The following is an 11,596-nucleotide window of genomic DNA, read 5'->3' as shown; positions in this document are numbered from 1 at the left end:
CCTGGCGGCCGCGCTGCGCGGCCTCACGCAGCGGGCGCAGGTCGGCGTCGTCGATCACGCCGAGCGCGCGCACCAGCCGCGCCCAGATCTCGGGTTCGGGCAGGGTTCCCGGGAGCGGCGACAGCAGCGGCCGGCGCAGCTGGAAGGTATTGCCCGGGAACTCGAAATTGAAGAAGGTGGCTTCGGGCTTCTCGAACTGGGAGGCCGCGGGCAGCACGTAGTGGGCGAGCCTGGCGGTCTCGGTCATCGCGACGTCGACGACCACCATCAGCTCGAGGGCCTGGAATGCCTCGCGGCACGCGGCCGAATTGGCCAGCGAGTGGGCGGGATTGGCGCTCTCGACGATCATGGCCCGGAAGCGGTCCGGGTGGTCGGTGAGGATCTCCTCCGGGACGACGTTGCTCGGCACCAGCCCGGCGATGATCGGGGCGCCGGTGACCGGCGTGCGGCCGGAGACCTTGCTGAACAGCGGGGCGAGCGACGAATGCAGGTGCTGGCCACCCTGCTTCGCGAAGTTGCCGGTCAGGATCCACAACAGCTTGTTCAGGTAGGAGCACAGGGTGCTGTTGGGCGCCTGCTGGACGCCGAGATCCTCGAACACCGCGACGCTGCCCGAGGGAATGTCGGGCGCGGCCGCCCTGTGGGGGCTCGCGCAGAAGACCGCGATGACCTATCCCGACGCCGTCCGGCGCGCCGGCCACGCCGACGGCAACGCGCTGTTCGATGCCATCCTCGACAACCCGTCCGGGGTCACGTTCACCCGGCACACCTACGAGGACGACTTCGCTTTGATCAGCCACGCCGACCACAAGATCTCCCTGGAGATCCCCGAAATGCTGGACGAGCTAAGGGCATTGGCCGCGGCGCCCGCGGAGCTGACCACGCCGGAGTTCCCGATCGTGCTGTCGGTGGGGGAGCGGCGCGCCTACACCGCGAACGACATCTTCCGCGACCCGTCGTGGCGCAAACGCGACGCCGACGGGGCGCTGCGCGTCAGCGTGGAAGACGCGCAGGCCCTCAACCTGGCCGACGGGGACCGGGCGCGCATCAGCACCGCGGCCGGCAGCGCCGAGGCGACCGTCGAGATCACCGAGACCATGCTGACCGGGCACGCCGCCCTGCCCAACGGTTTCGGGCTGGACTACCGGGACGCGGACGGCCAAACCGTCGTCCCGGGCGTGGCCCCGAACGCGCTCACCTCCACCGAATGGCGCGACCCGTACGCCGGCACCCCGTGGCACAAGCACGTGCCCGCCAGGATCGAGCCGGTTCTGGCCGTGGCTAGTTCCAGATCCTGACCCGGCGCTGCGGCGTCAGGTACAACGCGTCACCCTCGGCCACGCCGAAGGCGTCGTAGAAGGCGTCGATGTTGCGGACGACGCCGTTGCACCGGAACTCCGGCGGCGAGTGCGGATCCACCGCCAGTCGGCGAATCGCTTCTGCCTCACGGGATTTCGTGCGCCACACCTGGGCCCAGCCGTAGAACACGCGCTGCACGCCGGACAACCCCTCGATGACGGGCGCGGGCTGGCCGTGCAGGGACAGCTGGTAGGCCAGCAGCGCGATGGACAACCCGCCCAGGTCGCCGATGTTCTCGCCGACGGTGAAGGCGCCGTTCACGCGGTGGCCGGCGTCGAGCCCGCGGGGCGTGTAGGCCTCGTACTGCTCGATCAGCGCCTTGGTGCGGGCGCCGAACTCGGTGCGGTCGTCGTCGGTCCACCAGTCCACCAGGTTGCCGTCGCCGTCGTACTTCGCGCCCTGGTCGTCGAAGCCGTGCCCGATCTCGTGTCGATCACCTCGCCCAGGGCCACCAGCCCCGCCTCTGAGGCTTGCGGCGCTAACACGCCGTGAGGGCGGGCGACATATACCGACACAGCGAGCCACCGCCGGCCGATATTGGCCATTTCGACGTGCAGGTTGAAAACGACATCGATCCCGTCGAGCACTCCCTGGCCGTCGTAAGCCGGATCTATGTCCAAGGTCAGCCAACGCATGTGAGCACCCGCTGCTAGCCCTTGCACCTGTAGCCAGCTCGCCCCGGACGGTTCGCTTTGGAAGACCTGCAGCATCAGCTCGTGCAGCGTGTACTCCGCTTCGCACTCGCCGGCCAGCCGTGCCAACGTATCGGCGATCTCGGCGCGGTTCGCCTCGCGATCCCACCACTGCTGATACACGATAGGGTCGCGTGATACCACCAGCGGAGCGACCAATGCCTCCGCGCGTGGTGATTCGGCGACGTCTGCGCCCTGGCTTTCCCTGCGGGGCGACTCCAGCCATTCCTCGAGCACCTCGACGAGGGCTGCCGCCCGGTCATGGATCGCCTCGCGCACATCGAAGTTGTGCTCATCGTGGGAGCGATAGGCAGATTCGCTGTAATCGCTCAGATCGCAGTTAGCACGGCAACTTTGGTCGCACTCATGCATGACGTGGATGTCGTCGAACGAGGCCCGCAGCGCCGCCACAGCGGCGACCATAGCTGCCGGTGGGGTCGGTGCACTCATCTCAGCCCCACTCATTGCTCAGCCCCACAAGCTCGGGACGCTCAGGGGCTTCCAGCACGGTCACGGTGTACAGGGCATCCACATCTCGGCCAATGCCATGGCCGTCGCCCGTGTACTCCCGCAGCTGCTCCCACAGATGCTCGAGGTCTTCGAAGGGCTCCACTTGGACCTTCTCGACCTGTTCGGACTCGTGGCCGTCGCTGTAGGTGTTCTCCACCTTGATCTTCAAATACACTGCCACACTAGGCTCCTCGCCCACCTGTGAACCGCCCGTACCGGCGAACACAGCCGACGACAACTCGGCCAAATCCTCCAGTCTGGCTAGCTGGTCCTCGTCGAGCGCAGCGGCACGCTCGCCCGCCAAACGGGCGATCACTGCCGTGCCGAACACCGGTTGCCATCGCCCGTAGCGGATCGCAATCATGGTTGCCACGACGTTGAGTACGCCAGCCAACGCCTCGCTGTCGTCCATGTCCACCCCAACGATCGCCTCATCGTCGACCCACATATCGAGCCGATCATCAAGCGAAATCACGTCATACAACGCGCATCCGATTTGCTCGCGAAAGAGCGCCCCCGCACCTTCGCGCTCATCCACGATGAACGGCACCCGCGTCACCGTCCGATCAAGGCCCACCTTCAGCACCACCCGTGCATCGCCAGCAGTCACAACACTCCCCTTTCCCGGGAAACATGGCCCTGCCCCAACGGCTTGGCCAACACGACGAACGTTACCGCGCCCCACCGACAAGACCGCGCCCCACCGAGCACCCAAACGAGCACGAGCACCGACGACAGCAACCATCGAGCACACCGCCGCCCAACGACGCAGCAGCAGCAACAGCAGCAGCAGCTGTCGGGATGCAGCGAAGATTGACAAGACTCGCCGGGCAACCTTCACAGACCATCGGCGCGTCTCAAGCCGTTGTCAATCTTCGTTGCATGGCGAGTTTCGTTCGTGGCGTTCACGTTCCGCGCTCCGGCGGCTCACAGACCCCCGTTGTTAAACAATGCGCACGGGTTGTCAATTTTCCCTGCATCTCGACAGCAGCAGCAGCAGCCCATATCGCCACCGCGGCAACACCCCCCCACCCCACACCCGTGCCGGTTGGGGCGATGGGTGCCCGGGCGGTGGGACGCTAGGCCTCCCCAAAATGAGCGGTACCCGCCGGCGACAGGGGGAGGTAGCCAGCGGGCACCGGAGCCGGGCGCACAGCTGCCGGAGCGGGAATGTTGGGGTTCCCCGGCGCGCGCGATGCGCGGCCCAGTTAGGAGGCGATCGCCTCCTCGTCGTCCTGGACCTCGGCCAGCGTCCGGCCGGCTCTCAGGATCCTGTCTACCGCTGTGAACACCGCACGGATGTGGTTGTCCGTGACCTGCTCGTCACCCAGCCAATGCTGGATGTACGCGCGTGACTCCTCCGGCGCCCACGCATTCAGCTCGAGTTCGTGAGCCAACAGGTAGGCCACCGATTCAGCCTGAAATTCGCCGACCCCCCGGCTGCAGGGGCTCACGCCCTCGTCGCCGCCGGTGGTGTGCCCGAGCATCACATGCCCCAACTCGTGGAACATGGTCTTGAGCGGGAACTTCGCCACGGGATTGATCGCGACCGTCCGCTCGAAGCTGTACCCCTGGCAGTTGCCGTCGATCATCGCGTAAGCCACCTGCCGGATGTTCAGAGCGGCCAGCGCACGCTGTGTGTCCCATGCGGGCAACTCGGGCCATTCGATGTCTGGACCCACCGTGTTCGAGTAGGGGAATGTGCTGCGCCGCAACACGAACCGCGTGAACTTGACGACCCGGTCACCGGTCTCGGCGTCCTTTTCGTAGACCGGGCGCGGATGCCGCACGAATCGGGCGCCGCCCTTGACCGGGATACGGCCCAGCGCCTTCCATACCTTGAATGGCGCGCACGGCTCGGTGACGCCCTGCGACCACAACAGCAGCTGGTTGGCCAACGAATATTGGTAGAAGCGGCAGTAGGTGTCGCCCAGCCGGCCCGGCATCGTCATCGCTTGTTCGAGCAGCGCGCGCCAGTCGATGTCGCCATCCTGGTCGACGGCCGCCGCCGGAACCCGATCGATCGTTGCTGCAGTCATGGCACTCCCCTTCCGGGATTTCGGGGCCCGCCCAGCTGGCTTGCCCTACACCAACAACACTACCGCGCCCCACCGACAACGCCGAACAAACAAGCAATAACCCCCTTATCAGCGAACACTCACACCACCACCACCACGGATGTCGAGATGCAAGACAGATTGACAAGACACGCCCGGGCACTTTGACAGAATTCGCGCCTGCCGCGCAGACTTGTCAAAGTAGTTTGCATAAGCACTGGTCAGCGATCATCGAATACGGCCCAGACCCGTGTGCGATCGGTTACCCCGGCAGCCAGGTACCACGGGCGGGTTTGATGGCTCGCCTTTGTCGAGCTGCGGCGTCGAGTCAAAAGACACTTCAGGTTACTGCGACGCCACTTTGAGGCACGGAATGTGAACAAGGACGCGAGACACCGGGATTAGACGTCGGTGCCGCATCTAGAGCAGATGAGCCAGTGCACAGAATCATGGGACGCGCTGCGGCCGATCAGATGACTGCTGAAATCTGCCGTACCCCTACTGACCGGTGCCGATAACACGTCTCCGGCACGATCATGATGAACTGACCCAAATCTCGATCTGTCGATTGATATCCGTCGATTGAGGGCATTGTTCGCCGAAGATTTCCTCGAATAGCCCTGCTACCTCGCGCAACTCACCGATCGCGGTGTCTCGATCCCCGTCGGCTCCCTGCATTCTCGCCAGAGCGGCCCTCGCATAGAGCGTCAACGGATGCCGGGTGCCCTTGACCAAGGCCAAGTGCGGGACCAGGCCTGCGAGTTCGTCGATCGCAGCACTTCTCTGACCGTCAAGTCCCGTCCATTTGGCCAGGTTGTACCGGCTGAGCAACGTATCGGGGTGATCAAGTCCGAGGCGCTCTCGCCGATCGTGCAGCAGTTTCTCGGTTGCCGCAACAGCCTCGGCATAGTCATGTGCGTGGCCATATACGTTCGCCATGTTGTTCCGCGCTCGGTAGGTGAACTCGTGGTGCGGCCCAAGTTCACGCTCCATGTCTTCAACAAGTTGGCGATACGCTTCGACGCCTGCGACCTCAGCCGATTCTTCGATGCGCCAGCGGATCGAATACATCCGGCATAGCAGCGTGAGTTCGTGGTTGGGCCCCAAACGGCCGTTCATATCTTTCAGCAGCTCGGCGGCGAATGTTGCCGCGTCCTGGTGATGGCCGGCCATTCCTGTCCAGAACATCGACTCGAGCCGCAGCCGCAACACATGCTCATGCGTCTCAGGTAGGTTTCCTGTAGCCCAGCCATGTAGCCCACGGGCCAGCTCTGCGGCCCGCAGGTACAAACCGCTGTCGCCAACAGCGCTGATGTACTGAAACAGCAACGGATGGCACGCTTTTCGCGTCAGCTCGTCACTCGCCTTGGCCACTAGTGCTTGGATATTCGGCAATAGGAGCTGCCGCCGCCGTTCATCGCTGCTCAGTTCGTTCCATGCCCGGCTCACGGCATCTGCCGCCGCACCGACCGCCTCAACAAACACCGGCGTGTCCGTGAGGCCGATCACCGACCGCTGTATGAGCGAATGAACACGCACGACCTCGGACTCCTCGTCCAGATCAACCAGGCTTACGCGCCTGAGGGTTCGCAGTCCATCACGGATATCTTGATTCGTGACGGTGCGACCGACTTTTCTTGCGACGTAATCGATTACGGGCGACGCGTAGAAGATCGACTCGACAATCCCATTCGAATCCAACACTGATGCGATTTGCATCAATGGCGTCGAAACAGCCCGCGGGTACAGCACATCAGCCTGATTGACGGCAAACGCCCACGCCGCGGCCACACTACGGTTGTATCCGTCCGGCAATAGCGGCTCTTCAGGAAACAGGCTCTCCAACTTGGTCTTCTGATCCGCGACCCGGTGCAAATATTCCTCACAGCCCAGATCGAAATCTCGCATGAACGCGACCGCGTGCGCCAACGCGAGCGGCAAGCATCCAAGCTCAACAGCCAACGCCCGCGCGTGCAAACCTTGTACAGCTGGTAGGGCCAACGTCTCCAGCAGGTAATCAGTCGCTACATCCTCATCGAACAGGCCGACTTCAACCGCCCGCCGGCTATCGCCGACCATCGCGACGCCGCGATGGTGTGAGGTCGCAATCGTCATCCCGGTCTTGGACTTCGACGGCCACAAGCCGTCCATCCGACTGGGCTCGACAACATCGTCGATCACCACAACCCACCGACTCGAAGTCTGCGACAGCCACTCCAAAAAGCGCTTCGCTGCTTCGTCAGCATTAACGCCGGACAGTCCGAGAACACGTTCCGCCGCAGCGGAATACCCAGCCGCCACCGATTCACGGCTGGAACCGGTCAGCCAGACAGCGACGTCAACCTTCTTCGCCTCCCACAACCTGTGCACGAACGCCGCCGCCAACTGTGTCTTACCTAGCCCACTGGTCCCAGTCAGAACAATCGCAGACGGCCGGCCCACGACGCCCCCTTCCGCTGAAACCCAGACGGCATCAAGTTCGGCGTCCGCACTGCGCAACACGTACGCGCTCGCGGTGACAGGGGGAATCCCCACCCGCGCCGGCAAGGTCGGCCATGCCTTCGCCTGGAAGTCGAGCCATTCCGACAACTGGGCATGTCGGTAGCGCCACATCTCGATGTCGCTCAACATCGACACTTCGACCGACCTTCGGCGGCCGTCTTGAGTGGAGTACTTCAGGCAAGCCTCGACGAAGGCCTGGACAAGGTCCCAGTCCGGTGTTCGGACCCCCTTGCCGGTGAGCAGGTTGCTGACTGTCGTGGTCTTCAGCTTCGAATTCATCTTGGCGAGATCGCGAAGGTGCGGTTCTCCCGCAAAGCGATGTAGGCGCAGGAGTTCGTTGATGAACCAGGTACGTGCGTCTGCGACCAAGGAGCCCCTCCATCGCACTCGATCGACGTACGAAAACGTACAACATCGCCCCGCTAGTCGGCCGCCCTATCAGCACAACCAGCCGGCGCGTTCCGTGTTGTCCCCAATTCCCCCTATCAGGCGGCTGGCGCGACATCGTCATGAGCGCGGCCGTAATTCCCGCCAACAAGACCGAAAGGACAGGCCATGGACCCCAACCAAGAGCGCATTCATTCGCCCGACAAGCGGCTCGCGTGGATCTGCAAAACCGTGCTGCAGGGACTCGTCTCCGGCGCCGTGCGCACGCTGATCGCATGGGCACTCGGAATCAACTAACAACACGACACCCACCCTGTGGCGCTCCGGCATAGCCGGGGCGCCACATTCTTCTGTCTGGGCACTCACACTCGACACGTTGACAGACAGCGTTTCGAGTCAGCCGTCGACGTCGAGCTTCACCAAGACTGTACCGAGGGCCCGCTTACCTCGGTTTCGTGGTTCGGCTCATCGCGCTCGCCGTCAAACTACGAAGGCCTACCTGCCCGAATCGTTTCGATGATGTGGGACGGCGAGGCTATTGGTCTAATTGCCAGTTAGTGGAAGGCGATTCGGATGCGTGTATGTAGCAGCTGTCGTCAGCGCGGCACCCATTCAGCGGCCCTGCTCTGCCGGATTGGCCATCTTTGCCGCCCTCCCTGTCGCCCTCGATTCGGCGCCCGCAGGGCGAGGCTACAGGCGTCGTCGCTTGCAGCCAAGAAGCGTCGGAACAGGCGCCGCCCGCCATTTCCCGGCCTACCCGTTGCGTCCTGTCCCCAGCATGGATTGCCGGAGGGGGCCGTCGCATGTCGTGGGACAGCGAACCCATGCCCAGGAACAGGGTGATTAGTATCGTCTAATTAGCTGACCCTGTTGTTTAACAACGCGCCGCGATTGTCAACCTGTCTTACATCTCGACAACGGATCCGGCCGTTGCGCTGCTCTGTTTCGACCACCACCCCACCCCTGTGCCGGGGTGGTGGTCGGGTGGAAGGCGGTGGCCGACCGCCGCAGCCGGCCACCGCTAATTCGACCGGCGCTAGTCCTCTTCGACGTCGACCGCGTCGTGATCCTGGATCGCGTCCGCCAACAGCGGGCCGCGCAGCGCCGCGATCGCGTCTAACACCATCTGGTCGGTGACCTCTCCCCCGGCCGCGTCGGCGCTGTGTGACGACACCGCGATGCGAACACGGATGGTTGCATCCACCTCGCACACCCACTCCCGCGAGCGCGGCCGCAGCCCCTGAGAAAACATGAACCGATCAAATCGCTCGCACAGGTCATTGTCGCTGGCGTATTCATGCGCCGCGTCGACGATGCGCTCCAGCCGCGCCTGATGCTCGATAAGCGCCGAGCGCGCCACCTGCGCCTCCTCTCGAGCCCGCCGAGCTGCTAAGAACGTACCGGCAAGCGCTGAGGCCCAGGCCGGCATTTCTGCCTCCGTGGGCACCGGATCACCAGCCACCTGGACCTCCGACACCGCACCGGCCACCACCACCGCAGAGCCGTCGAGCCGCACCACCGCACACTGGCGCTCCGCGTCACCCACCTCGGTCTCCTCGACCACCAACCACCCCGGCACCGGCCCGTCGACCAGCGGCGCACACACCACCGCACCCGATTCGACACCGGCCGACAAAGCCTCCGCCACCGACCGCGACACCACGGCCACCGAACCCTCAACGACAGCAGTCACTGCTTTCCCCTTTCCTGGGAACCGCGGGCCAGTCCGAATGACCAGCCCCACAACTGCGATTCTACCTCCGACCACCGACACCCGTGCTGCGAAATCAACACGCGCGCCATGTATTTCGGAGCGACCACCACCCCGCCACGCGTCCAGAAACAGCGGCGGCTGGCTTTACCAGCCTTCCTCGTCCCAGGTCTCGCCTGCGTAATACGGGTCCCAATCAGCCGGCGCCATCGCCGGATATCGCCGGTTGATGTCGTCCATCACCGGCTGAAGCCGAGCGGCATACGCCTCATAGTGGTGGTCACACCGGTAATAGGCATCCCCACTCCCCGAGAGCGTCGAGCGCGCGAAGACCTCACCCGCGCAGCCTTCCGGCCCATCCAAGCATTCCCCGTCCCCATAAACCGCCATGATCTTCGCCTTCCGAAGCAATGAGCCCGCCCCAACGGCATGCCCCAACACCAGTGACACTACCGGCGCCCACCGACACGCCGAAGAAGAAGAAGAAGAACCGTTCCGCCTCAATAGAACCCGAAGCCCCACCCCACGCCTGCGCCGGGTGGGGGGTGGTGGGGGTCCCCCTCGGTCAGAGCGCGGCCAGCACCGCCCGTGCGTGAGCGGCCTGCGGATCGTCGGCGGCGGCGTCCAGCACCGGAGCAGTGGCCGGGTCGGTGAGGATGGTCAGGTGCGCCCGGTGACGGCTCAGGGTCACACACATGCGGCCCGCATCAAGGGCGAACGACTCAGCGCTGCGGTACCCCGCCATCGGGTGCAAGGCCACCACGGCGGGCCTCTCTAGGCCTTGCAGCGCGTTAACGGTGCCGACCAGCACATCGGTCATGTCGGCCAGCAGCGCCCGCACCGCACCGGCCTGTGCGACGTGAGGCACCACTACGGCAATGTCGCGGGCGGTCAACGCCTCGCACACACCGCCGCGCCGGTAGTCGTACCAGGTCAGTTCGCGCACCCGCTCAGCCAATGCGGTCAGCAGCGCCGGGTCGGTCGGACCGTTCAGCGCTTCCGTTGGGCGACTGATGATTTCGGGCAGAACCGCGCCGTCCGGTGCGATTACTGCCTCATCGGGACGGCGCGACGTGAACTGCATGTGCGGGTAGAAGTGCTCCGACACCAGCGCGCAGGTCTGCGGCCCAAGTCGCCAGGAGTTTGTCAACTCATAGACGGTGATGGCTTCACCATGTGCGGCCAGCAGCGCAGCCGGGGCGGGCTGATGTGGCCCGGCAGCTTGCCCTTTCCACTTCTCGATCGAGCCGGACACCACGGGCGCTACTTGGCCGGGATCGCCGACTAATATCGCCTGGCGTGCAAGACTTCCCAGCGCTCCGAGGGTGGCATAGGTGCACTGCCAAGCCTCATCGACCAGCAGCACATCAGCCCCGGCCAAGTTGGGATCGACGTAGAGCCACCGCGCGGCGGTGCCGATCAGGATTTCCCCCCCGGTCGAGTGCTCCCATCGCACGCTGCGGCCCGCGACGGTGCGGATGCCGTCTACCATCACCGGCTTCTTACCGGCCCCCGACACGATCAGGGAAGCGCGGTCACTGACAGCGGCGATACGCCGAGACAGCTCGGCGGCTTGCTCGCGGGTCTGCGCAGCCACCGCGACACGCAACCCCACGCGGTGAGCCAGGGCTCCGGCCAGCAACGCCACCAGGCGGCTCTTGCCCGCGCCAGGGCAAGCCGGAACACAGATCGCGGCATCGCCGCCCCATGCAGCCAGCAGCACCCGCGCCAGCATCGGTGTGTCCAACAGGTCACGCCCTGGCCAGTCCTCGGTCATCGGCGCAGCAGTCGGCAGCGCCGGGGTCGCCGTGGCCGGTGGCGCAGCAGCCTCGGCGGCAGCGGTGGCTGCGGCGGTGGCGGTGAACCTCTCTGGCAGAGTACGCATCTCAGTTCTCCGATTGGGTGTCGTCGGCGGCGGCGATCATCACCGCCAGCGGAACAGGACGGCGGCTGGCGGTCGGAGTGGCCCCCTGTGACAGCCAGGAGAACCGCCGCTTGTACAGCCGCGCCACCGCCGTGCGCCGCGACCGAATCGTGGACACCGAGGGCGGCGCAGGGATCACCGTCAGTATCTCCCCCGCAGCGGGCCGATACCCCGTCTTACGAAGTCCACCGATGCTCACCGCCAGCGCGCCGTCCTCACCCACGGCGGTGGCGAAAACCTCACCGCTGAAACGGTTGTCCGCATCCGGCATCGCCGTCATCGGTTCCCCCGCCCAGCCGGTCACGGCGGTCCCGGCCTTTAATCGGGTGTCGAGCCGATCAGCGCGCACAGTGACGCGGTCGGCGTGCTGGCCCGCCCCGATGACAGTCTCGCCGTGGCAGACGAACCCGTTGTGCACTCCCCGCGCCCGCCATAGCGGATCGCCCAGCAACGC

At 65.0% G+C, this 11,596-nt stretch carries 8 protein-coding genes and 3 pseudogenes; 2 read left to right on the top strand and 9 right to left on the bottom strand.

Annotated features, from left to right (window positions below):
* The coding region (locus tag A9W96_RS19225; protein WP_369830852.1) for a molybdopterin-dependent oxidoreductase at nt 1-601 on the bottom strand (601 nt) is incomplete at its 3' end.
* 4 nt (nt 602-605) lie between these two features.
* Between A9W96_RS19225 and A9W96_RS19220 the strand changes: the two are divergent.
* A pseudogene (locus tag A9W96_RS19220) lies at nt 606-1,298 on the top strand (molybdopterin dinucleotide binding domain-containing protein); the annotation flags it as partial.
* Here A9W96_RS19220 and A9W96_RS19215 read toward each other — a convergent pair.
* The 4 genes and pseudogenes from A9W96_RS19215 to A9W96_RS19195 form a co-directional block, all read right to left on the bottom strand.
* A pseudogene (locus A9W96_RS19215) lies at nt 1,282-1,794 on the bottom strand (M13-type metalloendopeptidase); the annotation flags it as partial. The pseudogenes A9W96_RS19220 and A9W96_RS19215 sit on opposite strands and share 17 nt — an antisense overlap.
* Before the next feature lie 708 nt (nt 1,795-2,502).
* Nucleotides 2,503-3,171, bottom strand: a complete 669-nt coding sequence (locus A9W96_RS32750) for a DUF3846 domain-containing protein (RefSeq protein ID WP_231999742.1) — start codon at nt 3,169-3,171, stop codon at nt 2,503-2,505.
* Nucleotides 3,172-3,769: 598 nt separating this feature from the next.
* Nucleotides 3,770-4,600 (bottom strand): hypothetical protein, encoded by an 831-nt coding sequence (locus A9W96_RS19200; protein WP_067142124.1) that lies wholly within the window; start codon nt 4,598-4,600, stop codon nt 3,770-3,772.
* A 552-nt stretch (nt 4,601-5,152) separates the two neighbouring features.
* Nucleotides 5,153-7,489, bottom strand: a complete 2,337-nt coding sequence (locus tag A9W96_RS19195; protein ID WP_156765321.1) for a tetratricopeptide repeat protein — start codon at nt 7,487-7,489, stop codon at nt 5,153-5,155.
* A 186-nt stretch (nt 7,490-7,675) separates the two neighbouring features.
* Between A9W96_RS19195 and A9W96_RS33085 the strand changes: the two genes are divergently transcribed.
* Nucleotides 7,676-7,804 (top strand): hypothetical protein, encoded by a 129-nt coding sequence (locus A9W96_RS33085; protein ID WP_255362979.1) that lies wholly within the window; start codon nt 7,676-7,678, stop codon nt 7,802-7,804.
* A gap of 739 nt (nt 7,805-8,543) precedes the next feature.
* Here the strand turns inward: A9W96_RS33085 and A9W96_RS19190 are convergent.
* The 4 genes and pseudogenes from A9W96_RS19190 to A9W96_RS32270 form a co-directional block, all read right to left on the bottom strand.
* A complete protein-coding gene (locus A9W96_RS19190; protein ID WP_067142118.1) occupies nt 8,544-9,200 on the bottom strand; it encodes a hypothetical protein in 657 nt (218 codons plus the stop codon).
* A gap of 165 nt (nt 9,201-9,365) precedes the next feature.
* Nucleotides 9,366-9,608, bottom strand: a complete 243-nt coding sequence (locus A9W96_RS19185; protein WP_067142138.1) for a hypothetical protein — start codon at nt 9,606-9,608, stop codon at nt 9,366-9,368.
* 175 nt (nt 9,609-9,783) lie between these two features.
* Nucleotides 9,784-11,103, bottom strand: coding sequence for an AAA family ATPase (locus A9W96_RS19180; RefSeq protein WP_067142114.1), 1,320 nt, complete (start codon nt 11,101-11,103; stop codon nt 9,784-9,786).
* A gap of 1 nt (nt 11,104) precedes the next feature.
* Nucleotides 11,105-11,596 (bottom strand): annotated as a pseudogene (locus A9W96_RS32270) (hypothetical protein); the annotation flags it as partial.

Origin of the sequence: Mycobacterium sp. 1245852.3 (assembly GCF_001669335.1) — a bacterium.
GTDB lineage: Bacteria > Actinomycetota > Actinomycetes > Mycobacteriales > Mycobacteriaceae > Mycobacterium > Mycobacterium europaeum_A.
Note: the sequence above shows the minus strand (reverse complement) of the source record. Positions and strands in the feature narration are given on the sequence as shown.